The organism is Polynucleobacter sp. 15G-AUS-farblos, assembly GCF_018882445.1.
Taxonomy (GTDB): domain Bacteria; phylum Pseudomonadota; class Gammaproteobacteria; order Burkholderiales; family Burkholderiaceae; genus Polynucleobacter.
The window spans coordinates 87950-105849 of sequence record NZ_JACVOM010000004.1; the positions used below are offsets into that span (position 1 = coordinate 87950).

16 protein-coding genes are annotated in these 17900 nt (G+C 46.3%); 5 read left to right on the forward strand and 11 right to left on the reverse strand.

Annotated features, from left to right (window positions below; all coding sequences use genetic code 11):
* Positions 1-15: 15 nt before the first annotated feature.
* Together gap and tkt are read right to left on the reverse strand one after the other, a co-directional pair.
* Positions 16-1044: a type I glyceraldehyde-3-phosphate dehydrogenase gene (gene gap / locus ICN41_RS07410; protein ID WP_216292311.1), complete on the reverse strand. Its 1029-nt coding sequence runs from the start codon at positions 1042-1044 to the stop codon at positions 16-18.
* A gap of 36 nt (positions 1045-1080) precedes the next feature.
* Positions 1081-3072 carry a transketolase gene (gene tkt, locus ICN41_RS07415; protein ID WP_216292536.1) on the reverse strand — a complete coding sequence of 664 codons (1992 nt, stop codon included), beginning with the start codon at positions 3070-3072 and terminating at the stop codon, positions 1081-1083.
* Between the two features lie 44 nt (positions 3073-3116).
* Between tkt and ICN41_RS07420 the strand changes: the two genes are divergently transcribed.
* Positions 3117-3878, forward strand: a complete 762-nt coding sequence (locus tag ICN41_RS07420) for a 16S rRNA (uracil(1498)-N(3))-methyltransferase (RefSeq protein ID WP_216292312.1) — start codon at positions 3117-3119, stop codon at positions 3876-3878.
* A gap of 33 nt (positions 3879-3911) precedes the next feature.
* Here the strand turns inward: ICN41_RS07420 and ICN41_RS07425 are convergent, their stop codons facing one another.
* Positions 3912-4532: a barstar family protein gene (locus ICN41_RS07425; protein ID WP_216292313.1), complete on the reverse strand. Its 621-nt coding sequence runs from the start codon at positions 4530-4532 to the stop codon at positions 3912-3914.
* 128 nt (positions 4533-4660) lie between these two features.
* Positions 4661-6982 (reverse strand): NADP-dependent malic enzyme, encoded by a 2322-nt coding sequence (locus ICN41_RS07430; RefSeq protein ID WP_216292314.1) that lies wholly within the window; start codon positions 6980-6982, stop codon positions 4661-4663.
* 84 nt (positions 6983-7066) lie between these two features.
* Here ICN41_RS07430 and thiL point away from each other — a divergent pair, with 84 nt between their 5' ends.
* Genes thiL through ICN41_RS07445 form a run of 3 tightly spaced genes read left to right on the forward strand, consistent with a single transcriptional unit; the run spans position 7067 to position 9170 of the window.
* Positions 7067-8083 carry a thiamine-phosphate kinase gene (thiL, locus tag ICN41_RS07435; RefSeq protein WP_216292315.1) on the forward strand — a complete coding sequence of 339 codons (1017 nt, stop codon included), beginning with the start codon at positions 7067-7069 and terminating at the stop codon, positions 8081-8083.
* On the forward strand, positions 8083-8643 hold the full coding sequence (locus ICN41_RS07440) for a phosphatidylglycerophosphatase A (RefSeq protein ID WP_216292316.1): 561 nt from the start codon (positions 8083-8085) through the stop codon (positions 8641-8643). Before thiL ends, ICN41_RS07440 begins: the two co-directional genes overlap by 1 nt.
* Positions 8631-9170, forward strand: coding sequence for a CinA family protein (locus tag ICN41_RS07445; protein WP_255537937.1), 540 nt, complete (start codon positions 8631-8633; stop codon positions 9168-9170). Before ICN41_RS07440 ends, ICN41_RS07445 begins: the two co-directional genes overlap by 13 nt.
* On the opposite strand, the gene corA is transcribed toward ICN41_RS07445, so the two are convergent.
* Entirely contained in the window at positions 9171-10136 is a 966-nt protein-coding gene (gene corA, locus ICN41_RS07450) for a magnesium/cobalt transporter CorA (RefSeq protein WP_216292317.1), read from the reverse strand.
* Positions 10137-10209: 73 nt separating this feature from the next.
* Here corA and pyrF point away from each other — a divergent pair, with 73 nt between their 5' ends.
* The gene (pyrF, locus tag ICN41_RS07455; RefSeq protein ID WP_216292318.1) at positions 10210-11064 is read left to right on the forward strand and encodes an orotidine-5'-phosphate decarboxylase; all 855 of its coding nucleotides are present in this window, start codon (positions 10210-10212) and stop codon (positions 11062-11064) included.
* A 36-nt stretch (positions 11065-11100) separates the two neighbouring features.
* Here pyrF and mtgA read toward each other — a convergent pair whose 3' ends face one another.
* From mtgA to mpl, 6 genes are all read right to left on the reverse strand, one after another.
* Positions 11101-11844: a monofunctional biosynthetic peptidoglycan transglycosylase gene (gene mtgA, locus ICN41_RS07460; RefSeq protein ID WP_216292538.1), complete on the reverse strand. Its 744-nt coding sequence runs from the start codon at positions 11842-11844 to the stop codon at positions 11101-11103.
* Between the two features lie 10 nt (positions 11845-11854).
* On the reverse strand, positions 11855-12757 hold the full coding sequence (aroE, locus tag ICN41_RS07465) for a shikimate dehydrogenase (RefSeq protein ID WP_216292319.1): 903 nt from the start codon (positions 12755-12757) through the stop codon (positions 11855-11857).
* 55 nt (positions 12758-12812) lie between these two features.
* Complete coding sequence (locus ICN41_RS07470) at positions 12813-13667, reverse strand: energy transducer TonB (RefSeq protein WP_216292320.1); 855 nt, start codon at positions 13665-13667, stop codon at positions 12813-12815.
* A complete protein-coding gene (locus tag ICN41_RS07475; protein ID WP_216292321.1) occupies positions 13651-15699 on the reverse strand; it encodes an RNB domain-containing ribonuclease in 2049 nt (682 codons plus the stop codon). The genes ICN41_RS07470 and ICN41_RS07475 overlap by 17 nt, the downstream gene beginning before the upstream one ends.
* A gap of 2 nt (positions 15700-15701) precedes the next feature.
* Entirely contained in the window at positions 15702-16436 is a 735-nt protein-coding gene (fabG, locus tag ICN41_RS07480) for a 3-oxoacyl-ACP reductase FabG (protein ID WP_216292322.1), read from the reverse strand.
* Positions 16437-16499: 63 nt separating this feature from the next.
* Positions 16500-17897 (reverse strand): UDP-N-acetylmuramate:L-alanyl-gamma-D-glutamyl-meso-diaminopimelate ligase, encoded by a 1398-nt coding sequence (gene mpl / locus ICN41_RS07485; protein ID WP_216292323.1) that lies wholly within the window; start codon positions 17895-17897, stop codon positions 16500-16502.
* Positions 17898-17900: the final 3 nt, after the last annotated feature.

The following is a 17900-nucleotide window of genomic DNA, read 5'->3' on the forward strand; positions in this document are numbered from 1 at the left end:
TTTAACGACTTTTATTTACTTAACCGCCATTAAAGCCTCTGCAGCATTGAGCATTTGTACTGAATAACCCCATTCATTGTCATACCAAGCCAATACTTTGACCAATTTGCCATCAGCTGAAACGCGAGTTTGTGAGGCATCGTAAATACTTGGGCGTGGATCATGGTTAAAGTCGATCGAAACCAAAGGCAGGGTATTAAAGCCCAAAATACCCTTCAGTTCGCCTTCGCTTGCAGTCTTCAAGATAGCATTGACTTCATCCACGCTTGTAGCGCGGCTAGCGGCGAAAGTTAAGTCCACTACGGAAACGTTAATCACTGGAACGCGCATTGCAAAACCATCGAAGCGACCGGCCAAAGCAGGCAATACCAAACCAACTGCTTTTGCAGCGCCAGTCTTCGTTGGAATCATGCTTGTTACAGCTGAACGCGCGCGGCGCATATCCTTGTGATACACGTCTGTTAATACTTGGTCGTTGGTAAAGGCATGGATCGTGGTCATCAGGCCAGATTCAATACCAATTTTTTCCAAGAGCGGCTTTACAAGCGGTGCCAAACAGTTGGTGGTGCAACTCGCATTAGAAACAACAACATCACCTGGCTTCAATACATTTTGATTAACGCCATAAACAATCGTAGCGTCCACATCTTTTTCACCAGGAGCAGAAATTAATACCTTCTTAGCACCCTGTTGAATGTGAATCATGGCTTTTTCTTTAGAAGTAAATTTGCCAGTGCACTCTAAAACTAAATCCACACCCAACTCACCCCATGGGGTCTCTGCTGGATTGCGAGTTGAGAACATTTTGATTCGATCACCATTAACCACCATGCAGTCGCCATCAACCTTCACCTCTGCAGGAAAACGTCCGTGCGCAGAGTCATATTGGGTAAGGTGTGCATTGATATCGATATCACCCATGGCATTAATAGCCACAATCTTGATATCCCTTCTAGGTTTGCCGTTCACCTGGTCTTCATACAAGGCGCGCAATACCATGCGGCCAATACGTCCATAACCATTAATTGCGACATTAATTGTCATTCCATTCCCCTTACAAATATTAAATTCACGAATTCTTTACTGAGCAATACATTGCTTTACTGTTTTTGCAATCTGATCACTCGTTAAACCAAAATACTCATATAGCTGTGGTGCTGGAGCAGACTCACCAAAGGTATCTACACCATGCACAGCAGCACATCCATATTTCCACCAAAAATCACTGACACCAGCCTCAACGGCAATACGCGGAATATTCGCTGGCAATACTTTTGCTTTGTAAGCGGCATCTTGTTGATCAAAGACAGTAGTTGAAGGCATTGAAACCACTCGAACACCCAAGCCATCTTTTTCTAACTGTTGTGCGGTTTGCAAAGCAAGCGCGACTTCTGAGCCGGTGGCAATAATCACCGCATCAATCTTGGCTGACTTTGGATCACGCAAAACATAGCCGCCACGAGCAATCTCTTTAACTTGAGCAGCACTACGAGAAACAAATGGACAGTTCTGGCGGCTAAAAATTAAGGCGCTTGGGCCATGTTTGCGCTCGATTGCTGCACCCCAGGCAACCCCACTCTCAGTGGTGTCACAAGGCCGCCAAACCATCAGATTCGGGATTAAACGTAGGCTAGCAACCTGCTCGACTGATTGGTGGGTTGGCCCGTCCTCGCCCAAGCCGATCGAATCGTGAGTAAAGACAAAGATGCTGCGTAACTTCATCAATGCGGCCATACGCAGGGCGTTACGACTGTAATCAGAGAAGGTTAAGAATGTGCCACCAAACGGAATGTAACCACCATGCAAGGCGATTCCATTCATGATCGCACTCATACCAAACTCACGAACACCGTAATTAATATGATTACCCCATTGATCACCACGTACTGGTTTGCATGTAGACCAGTTGGTTAAATTTGATCCAGTTAAGTCAGCAGAGCCACCCATAAATTCTGGAACAGCCGGAGCCAATGCTTCAATCGCATTTTGACTCGCCTTACGTGTAGCGACGGTTTCTGCTTTTAATTCACAAGATTTCAGATACGCATTTAAGGTAGCTGAAAAATCTTTTGATAAATCACCTTGCATACGACGTTGCAATTCAGAGGCAAGCTCTGGGTATTTATTTTTATAAGCCTGAAATTGTTTGTTCCAATCATGCTCAAGTGCTTGTCCACGCTTTTTAAAATCCCAAGCAGCATAAATATCTTTCGGAACTTCAAAGGGTGCATAAGGCCAATTCAAAGCTACTCGAGTTGCCGCAATTTCAGTCGCCCCCAATGGAGAACCATGTACTTTATCGCTGCCTGCCATATTGGGTGAACCCTGGCCAATGGCGGTCTTACAGCAGATCAGGGTGGGTTTATCGCTCTTCTTAGCCTTTGTAATCGCAGCAGATATCGCTTCAGCATCATGCCCATCAACATCACGAATGACATTCCAACCATAAGCTTCAAAACGTTTTGGCGTATCTTCGTTAAACCAAGAAACCACTTTACCGTCAATCGAAATGCCGTTGTCATCCCATAAAGCAATCAACTTGTTTAACTTTAAGGTTCCAGCCAATGAACACACTTCATGACTTATACCTTCCATCAAACAACCGTCACCTAAAAATACATAAGTAAAGTGATCAACAATCTTGTGTCCAGGGCGATTAAATTCTTCAGCCAGTAACTTTTCTGCCAGCGCCATGCCAACTGCATTTGAAATTCCCTGACCTAAAGGACCCGTAGTGGTTTCAATGCCTGGTGTGATTCCATATTCTGGATGCCCTGGAGTTTTGCTATGCAGTTGACGGAAATTTTTTAATTCATCAATTGCTAAATCGTAGCCCGTTAAATGGAGAAGCGAATACAGCAACATCGAGCCATGACCGTTAGACAAAACAAAACGATCGCGATTCATCCAATGTGGATCGGTTGGATTATGTTGCAAATGCTCATTCCAAAGTCCAACAGCAATATCAGCCATACCCATTGGCATTCCAGGATGTCCTGAATTAGCCTGCTGAACTGCATCCATGGATAAGGCGCGAATGGCATTGGCCATGCGAATTTGAAGGTTTGACATCGTAAAAGTGGTCTCGAGGAAAATAAATTGGCTATATTTCAGTAATGCCTCAATTTTATCTTCCCGGGCCATGGGATTCCCAAAAGCCAAACATCCTCACTCCTGAGCTCGCCCACCATTTACGTGTTCGACGCATTCAAATTGGGGAAACTTTCCCAATATTTGATGGAAAGGGCCAAATTGGCGAGGCCACACTACTCTCTTTGACCGGAAAGACGGGTCAAGCCGCGTTGAGCAATATCCGCACTGACACCCATCGTGAGACATCCTATGCCATCACCTTGGCTCAAGGGCTGGCTGGTGGAGACAAAATGGATTGGATTGTGGAAAAAGCGGTTGAAACTGGTGCTCAAATCATTGCGCCATTACAGTGCGAACGCTCAGTTATCAAACTCACCCGTTCAAGCGATGCGGAACGCGCTCAAAAGCGACTGATTCATTGGCGCGGAATTATTCAGGCAGCCTGCGAACAATGTGATCGAACGGTTTTCACTGAACTGGAGCCCATTCAAACCTTTGAAGCTTTTTTAAAAGCCAGTCCCAAGCCAAAACTCAAACTCCTTTTGACTCCAGATGCAACTCAAAGCATGTATTCAGTCCTGCTAGAGAATGCGCCACAGGATGTAATTGTCATGATTGGACCTGAGGGAGGTCATTCACCCGAAGAGGAGGCTTTAGCCCAGGCTGCAGGCTATCAAATGGTTTCTTTGGGTGAACGGGTGCTGAGGACTGAAACGGCTGGCGTGGTGGCGATTACAGCCGTGCATAGCGTATGGAACCCTGAAATGCAAATTCGCCTCAAGTAGAGGCGATTCTGGCTGTTTCCTAAAACTGGCGCTTTAGGCAAAAGAGTAGAAGACGCGATAAGGTGTACGGCGCTCTGCCCAGAAATCTACAGCATCACGGAAAACATCTAAAAGTGTTTCACGTGCTTCTTTGTCAAACTTCTGAGTGCAAGGCAAACCTTCAAGCACCACTACAAATCCAGGCTGGGGGCCAGACTTGTCTACAGTAGTTGTCAAGGCATCCAATAAAGGATCAAAATTCTTAGCCTGCTGCTTAGTAAATGAATATGCAATTGCAATGGACTCTAAAACTTCCCCTTTAGTCATTGCATTGGCACAATTTGCGTAAATGAAATGCTGTCCGAGCTCAGTAGCCGCCTCTTGTAAATCTGGAGTACGGAAAGCGCGGATAGATTGCACGATATTTGTGCGCACACTGCGCAACATTGCCGGCGGTCCGGCATCGCGAACGGCCAAAGCGGCACGCCAAGAAGCTGTCACTTTTTTCCCCGAAACTTGATTTGCTGCATAGGTTTGTAAACGAGACAAACCGCCTTGCGCGTAAATATTGGCAGCGGATGATTCGGTTTCTAAACGATCATTGCTGTCCCAACTTTCAGCACGGCTATGTTCGTCGAAGCTGGCTGTACTGCTGTTTTCAGAGCGATTATTCATGATGGATGCTAGGTTACCCTTATCACGCCATCAAATCAAGCCCAAATACAGTACATTTTATATAAGTCGTTGATTTATATAGGAAAAATATATGTAAGTTATTGCTAACCTACATACATAACAGCCCCCTAGGAAATACCTCTGGCGTTGCTTGCCGCCTCTACTACGGCCAAAGTGGTCACGTTGACAATCCTGCGGACAGTAGCAGCTGGGGTCAAGATATGGATTGGTTTTGCTACGCCTAACAACAAGGGGCCAATTGCAATTCCATTCCCTGCAGCTGTCTTGAGGAGATTGTAGGAAATGTTGGCAGCATCAATATTAGGAAGAACTAACAAATTAGCATCGCCTTTCAATGGAGAGCTTGTTACTGCGCCCGCACGAATAGTGGCATCCAAAGCGCTATCGCCATGCATCTCACCATCCACTTCCAAATCTGGTGCTGCCTTCTGAATTAATGCCAACACTTCGCGCATCTTAATTGCGGAAGGTGCGTTGCTTGAACCAAAATTGGAGTGTGAGAGCAAAGCTACTTTAGGCACCAGCCCAAGCTTACGCATTTCACTAGCGGCCATTAAAGTCAGCTCAGCCAACTCTTCCGCTGTGGGATCAAGATTGATATGGGTATCTACCAAGAACACTTGGCGTCCTGGAAGAATTAATCCTGACATAGCGCCATAAACATTTGCGCCAGGTTCTTGACCAACCACTTCATCAATATATTTCAAATGGGTTGCTGAATTACCGACTGTTCCACAAATCATGCCATCAGCCATATCCTTGATGATCATGATGGAACCAATCAAACTATTGCGACGACGCATTTCCAACTTGGCAAATGATTCCGTTACACCTTTACGCTCAGTCATCGACAAATAGGTTTGCCAGAAATCACGGAAACGTGAATCATTTTCTGGGTTAACAACCTCAAAGTCGTCACCAGCCTTCATGCGCAAACCAAATTTTTCAATACGGTGCTCAATCACAGCCGGACGACCAATTAAGATTGGCGTGGCCAGGTGTTCATCAATAATGATTTGCACTGCACGTAATACCCGCTCGTCTTCGCCCTCAGCAAATACGATCCGTTTTTGATTCGCAGGCACTCGCTTAGCAATGCTAAACAAAGGCTTCATCAAAGTACCGGAGTGGTACACAAATTGCTGCAACTGATTACGATATGCATCAAAATCTTTGATTGGGCGTAAGGCTACGCCGTCATCCATTGCCGCTTTAGCAACGGCTGGGGCAATCACCGTAATCAAACGGGGATCAAATGGTTTCGGAATTAAATACTCTGGGCCAAATGAGAGATTCTCAATGCCATAAACAGAGGCTACTACTTCGCTTTGCTCAGCCTGAGCTAACTCCGCCACGGCCTTAACGGCAGCCACTTCCATGCCACGGGTAATGGTGGTAGCCCCCACATCCAAGGCACCGCGGAAAATAAACGGAAAGCACAAAACATTGTTCACTTGATTTGGGTAATCTGTACGACCTGTTGCCATCACCGCATCTGGACGAACAGCCTTTACTTCTTCAGGAAGAATCTCAGGGGTTGGATTTGCTAAGGCGTAAACCAATGGCTTATCAGCCATCTTCTTGACCATGTCTTGCTTGAGTACGCCACCAGCGGAAAGACCCAAGAAAATATCTGCTCCTTCAATTGCTTGATCAAGTGTTCTCAAATCAGTCTCTTGGCAGAATGGCTCCTTCTCAGGATCCATCAGCTCTTTACGTCCCTTATAGGCCACGCCAGCTAAGTCTGTTACCCAAATATTTTTACGTGGAATACCGAGATCTACCAAGAGATCTAAACACGCTAATGCAGCAGCGCCAGCGCCAGAGGTCACCAGCTTCACATTGCCAATATCTTTGCCAACGACTTTTAAGCCATTCAGAATCGCTGCCGCCACCACAATCGCAGTGCCATGTTGGTCATCATGAAAGACCGGGATCTTCATGCGCGCTTGTAACTTACGCTCGACGACGAAACAATCAGGCGCTTTAATATCTTCTAAATTGATACCGCCAAACGTTGGCTCTAATGCAGCAATAATTTCTACTAATTTGTCTGGATCGTTCTCATTTACTTCGATATCAAAAACATCAATACCAGCAAATTTCTTAAAGAGAACTGCTTTACCTTCCATCACCGGCTTACTTGCCAGTGGTCCAATATTTCCTAAACCAAGTACAGCGGTTCCATTAGTGATGACGCCAACTAAATTTCCACGGGCAGTGTACTTAAATGCATTCGCTGGATCTTTTACAATTTCTTCGCAAGGAGCTGCAACACCTGGAGTGTAAGCAAGTGCTAAATCGCGTTGGTTAGTTAGTTGCTTAGTAGGGGCAATCTCAATCTTTCCTGGAGTCGGAAACTCGTGATATTGCAATGCAGCCTCTCTGAGGGCCGCAATTTGTTGGTCTTTAGTATTTTCTTTGCTCATCAACTAACTCTTAGATATGGACGTATTTAAGCCTCTAATTCTATTCCTCTCAGATGTCAGACTGCCGACAGCCTAAAATGAGGCATGCATTCTTCATCAGACCCCATTGGCGAATTTGAGCTAATTCAACGTTTTTTTAAAACGGGCGCCGATGCTATGAATCCAAAATCCGAAATTGGTTTGGGCATTGGAGATGACTGCGCGCTGATTCAAGCCTCCTCTAATGAGGAAATCGCTATCACCACCGATATGCTTGTGGAAGGAAGGCATTTTTTTGTTGGTGCCGACCCAGAGCTATTGGGCCGTAAAGCCCTAGCAGTCAATCTTTCAGACCTAGCTGCTATGGGTGCCACGCCACTAGGATTTACCTTGGCTTTGGCACTACCGGATGCTGATCAGGTCTGGCTTGAGGCCTTTAGCAAGGGTCTGTTTTCTATTGCAAAACAATTTTCCTGCTCGCTCATTGGGGGCGATACCACTGCAGGGCCACTCACCATTTCCATTACGGCATTGGGCACCCTCCCTAAAGGAGAAGCCATACAAAGATCAGGGGCAAAGCCTGGCGATGACATTTGGGTTTCAGGAGAATTAGGAGATGCCAGATTAGCGCTTGCTGCACTGCGTCATGAAATTTCACTACCCGAAGTCGACCTCAAACAAATAGAACATCGCATGCACCAACCCATCCCTAGAGTAGAACTGGGCACTCACTTGAGAGGTGTTGCAACAGCAGCCTTAGATATTTCTGATGGTCTGCTAGGTGATCTCAAACATATCCTCAGTCAATCCAAAGTGGATGCACAAATTAGGATTGATCAATTACCAAAGTCAGCAATCTTATTAAAGCAAGATTCATCCATCCAAAATCAATTTGCTGCCTGCGGTGGTGATGATTACGAAATTTGCTTTACTGCAGACAAGCATCAACGGGATGCGATCGAACACATTAGTAAAACTTTAAATCTACCTCTCACCCGCATTGGTCAGACTATAGCAATCAAGAGTGATGCAGCGAATATTGAGATACTGAATTCTGATGGAAAACCATTAAGTGATGCTGAAACCCTATCACTGATGAAATCATTTGACCACTTTAAATAATGTCTCAAACTATTCATACCCCTATAAACAAACCCAGCTTCAAATGGGTTTTCCAAACTGCTGGGCGCACGATCGCCTTTGGTTTCGGTAGCGGTCTAAGCCCCGTGGCACCTGGCACTGCCGGCACTCTTTGGGCTTGGGCAGCATTCTTAGTTGGCGAATATTTCTTCACTACCGAAGATTTTTTATGGATTATCGGTGGTGGATTTTTATTGGGTTGCTGGGTTTGTGGTCAGGTTAGTGAAGAGTTGGGAAAGAAAGATTTTGGCGGAATAGTCTGGGATGAAATCATTGCATTTTGGTTGGTGCTGATTTTTATCATGCCCGCTTCTCTCTGGATGCAAGGCTTAGCATTTGCACTCTTTCGTTTTTTCGATGCAGTCAAACCTGGGCCAATCGGAATGATCGATCGCCACTTTAAAAAACTGGAAGGCGATGTCAACACACCTTCTACGATGATTCAAATCCTATGGCGAGGATTGGGAATCATGGTGGATGATCTTGCAGCGGCATTCTTCACGCTCTTGATCATTGCATTAGTACAAGCATGGATTCTCTAAGAATAGAACTAGATAAAGAAAATATGAATGCGCTCAATATTGCAAAAGAACTCGCTGGTGTTTTAGTTCCTCAGGGTTGGAAAATCGCCCTTGCTGAGTCCTGTACTGGCGGTCTGGTATGCGCGACATTGACGGAGCTAGCAGGTTCAAGCGACTGGTTTGAACGTGGTTACATCACCTACAGCAATCAAGCTAAAACAGAGTGCCTTGGCGTTTCAACGGAATTACTCAGCTCTTTTGGGGCTGTAAGCGAACCCGTGGCTAAAGCAATGGCTGAAGGCGCGCTGAGGAATGCCAAGGTCAAAGCAGCTATTGCCATTACCGGCATAGCCGGGCCATCCGGTGGTTCAGCAGAAAAGCCAGTGGGAACAGTGTGCTTTGGATGGTCTATTCAAAACGCAGCAGGTGTATCGGAAACCCTCTGCACTACCAAGGTCTTTCAAGGAGATCGGCAAGCTGTGCGCTTACAAGCAACACATTACGCCCTCTCTGAATTACTCGCTTTACTTAAATCCGCACAGCAATAATTACTTCATCCAGCCTTTGCTGTGGAAATAGAAGAGTGGAATGAGTGCGGAAACAAGCATGGCCCCGATAGCCATCGGGTAACCCCAAGTAGCATCTAACTCTGGCATATGTTTGTAGTTCATACCCCAGATACTGGCCAATAAGGTAGGCGGCATTAAGGCGACAGATACCACCGAGAAGATCTTAATAATCTTCGATTGGTTCAAATTAATAAAACCAACCGTAGCATCCATCAAGAAGTTAATCTTGTCGAACAAGAATGCCGTATGGTTTTCTAAAGAGTCAATGTCACGCAAAATTTGACGCGCTTCTTCTTGCTGTTCATCCGAGAGCAACTTGCTGCGCATCAAAAAAGATAGGGCTCTGCGGGTATCCATGACATTACGTCGAATACGGCCGTTAGTATCTTCTTCTGTTGCAATCGTTTCTAAAACTTCCGCAGCATCAGCATCATTAATATCATCAGAAAGAACGCGCTTACCCGCATGCTCAAGATTTTCATAAACTTCTTCGAGTGCATCTGCAGAGTATTCGGCATCTGTGGAATACAAATCGAGCAATACATCTTTTGCATTACTGACTGAGCCTGGACGTAAGCGGGCACGTAAGCGCACCAGACGGAATACAGGAAGATCTTCATCATGAATGGAGAACAGCACTTGTTTAGTGAGTACAAACGCCACGCGTACGTTGCGTGATGTTTCATCTTCATCCAATAAAAAATCGGTGCGAATATGGAGATGGCCATCATCAGCTTCAAAATATCGAGCAGATGCCTCTAAGTCACCTAAGTCATCCAACTCAGGCAAAAGTACGCCAAAAGCCTCTTTAATCCAAATGAGCTCCTCTTCCTCTGGATCAACGACGTCGATCCAGATAGGATTGGCATATTGCAACAATTCATTGCGATCTTCCACTTGCTCTTGAGAGAGGCGGCCATTTTGCAGGACGAACAAGTTGATCATGGTGAACTCCTAAGGAATGTGCGCTAGTTTATCCTATAGAACATAATAGTTTCACTAAAATAAGCCAAATCCAATGAACTCTCGCTCAAATACCTTTAACCAGCAACTCCAGTCTGCATGGGCTTCTCAAGGCAGCATGCTGTGTGTTGGTTTTGACCCAGACCCCAAGCGCTTACCCTCAGCGCTACAAGGGAAACCAGAGGGCATATTTGAGTTCTGCCGAGAAATCGCTGATGCAACCGCTGATTTAGTCTGCGCCTTTAAACCCCAGTTTGCTTACTTTGCCTCCCAAAGGGCTGAGGCGCAACTCGAAAAACTCATTAAACATCTCAAGGAGAAGTATCCCCATATTCCAGTCATTCTGGATTCCAAGCGGGGTGACATTGGCAGCACGGCTGACCACTATGCTCTAGAAGCCTTTGAACGCTATGGAGCTGATGCGATTACCGTCAACCCCTATATGGGCTTTGACACCATCGAACCCTATCTCAAGCACGCTGGCAAAGGCGTCATCGTACTCTGTCGCACCTCTAACCCTGGCGGCTCCGACCTACAGTTCTTGAACGTGTCTCCTGATGGTCAACCGCTATATCTACATGTAGCCAAACTGGCAGCACAACAATGGAATAGCTCCGGTCAAATCAGTCTAGTTGTAGGCGCCACATTCCCAGAAGAGATTGCAAAAGTACGTGCCATTGTTGGCGAGATGCCTTTACTCATACCAGGCATTGGTGCCCAGGGCGGTGATATTGATGCCACCGTTAAAGCAGGTGCCATTCCCAATAAACCCGGTACAGGCATGATCATTAATTCTTCAAGGGCGATTCTCTATGCAAGCTCTGGAAGTGATTTTGCTGAAGCGGCAAGAGCAGTAGCCCTCAATACGCGCGATGCGCTCAGGGCTGCAGCAGCAAAATCATTTTATTAGTGCTGATATTAGTGCGGCCTTCTGTTCGAGTATTAACTATTTACTAGAGCTACTCTTAGGCGTTGGAGTTAAGGCTACCCGATCCATATATTCCAAGATAAATTCTTGGCGAGTCGGAAAATGGATATTGGCCTTACGACAATACTGAGCTTTATCAAAACATTTTGGTGCTGGCAAAGCAGAAGCTAAAGCTGCAGACTGCTCTCGATCTAAGGCAGAGGGAGTAATACCGTAATAGCGCTGTGAGGCTGCCCCGATGCCGAAAATGCCCTCGCCCCACTCGACAGAGTTGAGATAGATCTCAAATAATCTTTGTTTTGAGAGTGTTAACTCTAGTAAGCCAGTAATGATGAGCTCTTGACCCTTACGCAAATAATTTTGCTCTGAGGATAAAAATAAATTTTTAGCCAATTGCTGAGTAATCGTTGAGCCGCCCCGTAATGCCGTTTTAGTTTTATTACCTGAGCGGTGCTTCTGTTGATTCTTTTCCCAGGCCTTTTGCATATCCTCAACACGGACACCTTTATGTTGAAAAAAGATATCGTCCTCACTTACCAATACAGCCCGTTTTAGATTCCCAGAAATCTTGTCGTAAGGCGTCCACTTTGATTGGATGGGGCATGACCAATGCCAGGAACATAAGCGCCAGCGCTCAGCGCGTTGAAATGCGGTGCTATCTGGATTGAATTTTGTCCACAAGCCAATCTGAATAGCAAAGTACGCTTGCATTGCTAGCACGCCAAACAAGAGGCATTTAATGGGATAGGCAAACCAACGCATGAGAAGAAGACTAGCTTCTGAGTTGCGCCAATACTGCTCTTGGATCAATCGACGAGGCGAGCTCATTACCACGCCAAATCAAGAATGCATCAGCCGCTTGTTCTACCAGCATACCCAAACCATCACTCACACGTGCGCCTCTTTGCAGCGCTTGCTGCATAAATCTGCTTGTCTTCCCATAAAGCATTTCATAGGCAAATGAACTGGGTACGAATACATTGGCTGCAGCCGCATGACTCAGAGGAGATTGATTATCAAGGCCAGCTGCAGTGGCATTAATCACTAAATCAAATGGGGCTGTATTTTTGGAGTCTTCCAAACCCTCAAGAGTGACTGATTCCAAAGTGGTGTTTTTTTCTTTTGCCAAATTGGCAAAGATGCTTACTAATTCGCCTGCTTTAGCAGCAGAACGATTAGCAATCACCAAGTTTTTTGGCAGCTGATCCAGCAATGGACTTAACACGCCACGTGCGGCACCACCAGCACCTAAAAGTAATATGCGCGCGCCTCTCAGCGTAATGCCTTGAGCTAATAAGTCTCGAACCAAGCCAGCACCATCGGTATTGTCACCAAAAATCTGCTGCCCCTCGATCCATAAGGTATTTACTGCCCCAGCCAACTTGGCTCTTGGGGTTAAGACTTGGGCTAAAGCTTGTGCATCTAGCTTGAAAGGAACAGTCACATTCATACCCTTGCCTCCAGCAGCAAAAAAATCTTGTGCTGCTTTTGCAAATCCCCCTAAATCTGGCTGCAAGTGTCCGTAATGCATCGCTTGATTCGATTGCTCTGCAAACTTTGCATGAATTAATGGAGACTTACTATGCGCAATGGGATTACCTACAACAGCGTACACATCCAAGCCCCTGAATAAGCTCGGGTCGGTGTGTAAATCCATGGATGCAGATGAAGTCATATTGAGAGAATAAGCGAGTTTTTGATCTATTTCTTGAACTATTTTTCAAAGCAAATTAACGCCGTAATTCCAGTCGATCGCTACCCTCGCGGGTAAATTCAAAAGTCGAGACCCAATCCAAAACATCAATTTGTTTGCGCATTTCAGATGGAAAAGCCCCAAATGGAGCCGAGGCACGCACAATCGCTAGAGCCTGGCGATCTAGCTCGGCATTACCTGAGCTGCGGCCAATCGATACACCATCCTTGCCTTGGGCATTATTGGTAATGTTTCCCTGGGCATCCACGCTCACCACAATAATCAAACTGCCATATAAGGGTCGCCCGTTTGCGCGTGGGAAAAAAGCACTGCCATATGCTTCAATCTTTTGACGCATCGCATCGTAATAATGTGCAAAGCTCACTGCCTTCGCGGTTGTTCCAGTTAATACTTTACGGCGAGGACCTTGGCCATCAGTCTGTAAACGCTTAGCTAGCTCAGCTTCCAAGGAGTTGAGTTGTGGCGCCATTTTCTGTTCATCACCACTTTTCCGACCCCCAGAGCGAGCACGTTGCTCATCTAACTTTGCCAACATTTGTTTTTGCTGTTTCTCCAAAATCTCTAAGCGAGCTTCCGCACCCAAGCGTGCTCTGTGTATCACAGTTGCATCTTGCTTATCGGTCTTACCACCGCCTTGCAGATCTGCCTGAGCTAATTTATTAGCCTGTTGCGGCGGCGTTTTATTGCTCGCATTTACCAGCACTACACTCAGTGGTGTATTGAGTCTACGACTCTGGATTTCCCCAGCACCCCAGCGTACAGATAAAAAGAGTAGGTGGATGAGGAGTGATGCGCAAAGGGCAAACTGAAATGGATGGCGACGCCAAGCATTTTGAAGATAAGCGATGGTAGAACTACTCTGGACTTTCATCTTCAGCGGGCTTATCTACATTCTCTTCAGCAATATCCTTTGCGAGCTCTTCAGCAAGCTCCTCTGCAATTTTTGCTGGGGACTCAATTTCTAATACCCTAACGCCAGCACCCAGTTGCAGCAGATCCACATCAGCAATAACTACTTGAGCACGTGTCATACGAGGATGGGTAGCCAATTCTGGAATAGGAATATGCAGCGGCACCAATTCGACTCGAGACATGCCTTCTTTGAGGTGGCGAACATATACCGTTCTCGATCCACCCTCCTGCGCTATCCAACGCAAACACCAGTATTTCTCTAACCTATCTTGATATTCACCATAAACTTGGTAGCAGGACTCAAAGTCAGCTGCAATACCCATTAAGACTGCATCGCGTGGCGGAAAAGGAGCAACCATCTTGGCGGTTACACCGTGCTTAGCTAGAGCAATTAATTGCCATTGATTTACTAAGTCAGAATATCGTCGTAATGGTGAAGTACACCAAGCGTAATAATCTAAGCCCAAGCCCTCATGCGGCCCTGGGCTTGTTTGCATTCTGGTACGCATCGGACCCCAACCCTTTTGGGTCCTAAATAATCCAGGCAAACCATGCTCAGCAAGCAACTGGCCAGAAGCACTATTACAAAAGATCATCCATTCGGCCACGATGGTGTCTAAAACTGAACCGCGTTGACGAGGAATAATGCCAATTCGTTCTGCACCATCAACCTGACTCACTTCAAAATAAAAATCTCTTGCTAAGGCATTAGGATCTAACGCTCCCAATTGCTCTGGACGAAGTCCATTGGCAACCCGCTTCTCTTGACGTCCTGCATGCAAGAGCTTAGCAGCCTTCCATAAAACCGCTAATTCTTTACGGAAAGGATAGTTTGCACTCTCATCCTGCAAACTCTCATCACTGACTAAGTGCTCCAAATCCTCCAAGCGCAGATTGGCAGCCATCGGCACCATCTCTGCACGCATCTGCAAGGTGTCTTTATTCACTACACCAGCAGCATCAATATCAACATAGATCGACAAGGCAGGTCGAGCTTCACCCTCATCCAGTGAAAACTGTTTAATTACCGAATCAGGCAGCATCGTAATTTTGTCACCAGGAAAATACACTGTCGACATTCGTTGCCGTGCCACTTGGTCCAGTGGATCATCCCTCGCAATCGCCAAGCCTGGTGCGGCGATATGAATGCCGACTCGGTGGCCACCATCCGCTAGCTCAGTGACCGAGAGCGCATCATCAATCTCCGTGGTACCTGCATCATCAATTGAAAATGCTTTGACTGAAGCAAGGGGTAATTCAGCTACCGCCGCTTCGTACGATGCTTGATCTACCCCAATGGACTTGTTATGCCCTGTGCCATTGGGAAAATGGTCTTTGAGAAATAAGCCTTGGTGATATGCCAAAGGTGACTCAATAGCAGAGCACCGAATCATTAATTGGGCCGGTGACTCACCAGTTTGTGAGCAGGCCGCAATCAAGGCCTTGTAAGCAGAAGTATTTTTATCTGGAGAAAACAGTAATTGATGCGCAGACGACTTTAGGACTTCAGGAAACTGCCCTGCTACCAGCTCTTGCTGCCAAAGTGCTTGCTGTTCTGATTCTTTTTGCTTTCGCTCTAAGGCTAGCAAGCCTGCTTGCAATTGCTCTAGGGGAGCCCGCTGAAAGCGCCCACGACCCTTACGTCGAAAAAAGACTGGCGCACCTTGGAGGGCAGTCGCTAAAGCCACTTGCTGAGGAATGCTGGCCTGATCTCCAAAATACTCCAGAGCAACATCAAGCAAGCTAAATTCTTCCTCGGGCGCACAGTCCCAAAGCAATTGCAGATCAATTTCTTTGGAAAGCAGTTGTGCCTCATCCATGACTGCTTGAGCCTCAGGTTTCTCAAAACGTATCCAAACTTCTTTGGCCTTTAGCTTGATCTTTTTACCGGAAAGACTAGTGGCCTGCCAGGTTTCTGAATCCCCAGAACCAGATGCAGACTGTACTGTTGCGATTTTGACATCGCCACCCTCTTCATAGACAAGATTCATGCTTAGAGGGAAATCCCGCCGCTGGCCTCTAGAGCAACGCCATTGACGTAGCTCGCCTCATCACTAGATAGAAATAAATAGACATTCGCCATTTCTTCTGGGGTGCCCAGACGCCCCAACCAACTGCGTCTTTCAATATCTTGCAAAATATTTTCTGGCATCGCTTTGACCATCTCGGTAGCGATGAAGCCTGGGCATACCGCATTCACGCGAATCCCTTTAGGGCCAAGCTCACGAGCCCATGTCTTAGTAAACCCGATCACACCAAATTTAGTGGCGGAGTAATTAGTCTGACCAAAATTGCCATAAAGGCCCACTACGCTCGATGCATTGACCACGGCACCTGAACCAGCCTCGAGCATATGGGGAACAATTAATTGAGTGCAATTAAACACGCCCTTTAAATTCACATCAATTACTGTATCGAACTGCGCTTCAGTCATCTTAATTAAACGCGCATCTTGCGTAATACCGGCATTGTTAATCAAGATATCAATGCGTCCATGTCTTTGCATGACTTGATCCACCACCGCTTGAATGCTTGCACGATCAGTCACATTCATTTCATAGCCCTCCGCATGCGGAACTTGGGCAGCCGCTCCCTTTACGAGCTCAGGATTGATATCGGCAATCATGACCTTCGCGCCCTCTTGAGCAAATCGTTGCGCGGTCGCAAAACCAATTCCTTTTGCTGCTCCAGTGATGATGGCTACTTTATCTTTTAATCTATTGCCCATTTTGCTTTCTTCTTTTCTCTGAATACCATTGTCATCTTTTAACTAAAGCATCATCAACACTACTTATCCCACCAAGGCTTTCAATATTTTGTGATGTACACCGCCAAAGCCGCCATTACTCATCACCAGAATATGATCTCCTGGTTTCGCCTCATGAGCTACAGCTTCTACTAATGCACTTAAATCATCAAATGCTTTAGCTCTGTCAGCACTTGTGCGATTAAGGGGTGCCAAAACCTCATTCAAATCCCATCCCAAAGATTCTTTACCTGAGCTAGCGCCATAAGCAAAAATTTTGTCTGCCGCTTCTAGACTGGCTGGAAGCTGCGCTTTCATCACACCTAATTTCATAGTGTTAGAGCGAGGCTCTAACACCGCCAAAATACGCGATTGACCCACGCGGCGGCGCAAACCATCTACCGTGGTGGTGATGGCTGTCGGGTGATGTGCAAAATCATCGTAGACCGTAATGTCATTTGCCACTCCGATAGTTTCTAAACGGCGTTTGACATTCTTAAATACTGCTAAGGCACGGGCACTGTCTTCCGGTGAAATACCAATATGATTTGCAGCAGCTATGGCCGCTAGTGCATTGAGTTGATTGTGTCTTCCCATAACACCAGAGTCTGGTGCCCACTTCACGGTAGCGACTTCTTTGCCAGATTTTCTGACAATAAATCCGTCACCTTCTTGTGAAATGAGTGACCACTCGTTATTTAATTCATGCCCAAAGCGCTCTACAGGCGCCCAAGCGCCACGCGTCACAACCCGCTCTAGTGCAGGCTCCTCGCCATTCACTACCAACAGGCCATCACTCGGAACGGTGCGTACTAAATGATGAAACTGGGTTTCGATTGCCGCAAGATCCGCAAAGATATCTGCGTGATCAAACTCCAAATTATTTAACAAGGCTGTACGTGGTCGGTAGTGCACAAACTTACTGCGCTTATCAAAAAATGCCGTGTCATATTCATCGGCCTCAATAACAAAATACTGACTCTCCCCAAGGTGCGCTGATACAGAAAAATTGAGAGGCACTCCACCAATTAAATAACCCGGCTTGTAGTCATTGAATTCCAAAATCCATGTGAGCATTGCAGATGTGGTGGTCTTGCCATGCGTACCTGCCACTGCCAATACGTGTCTGCCATAAAGCACTTGCTCGCCAAGCCACTGTGGCCCAGAAATATATGGCAGGCCTTGATTCAAAATGGCCTCCATCAATGGATTACCGCGTGAAACCACATTGCCGATAACAAATAAATCCGGCATGGTCGCAAACTGTAATAATTGGTCTGGCGAGAATCCCTCAATGAGTTCGATACCCTGAGCTTGAAGTTGAGTACTCATTGGTGGATACACGTTGGCATCGCAGCCTGTAACGCGATGTCCAGCCTGACGAGCGATTGCGGCAATGCCGCCCATGAAAGTACCGCAAATGCCCAAGATATGAATATGCATCTG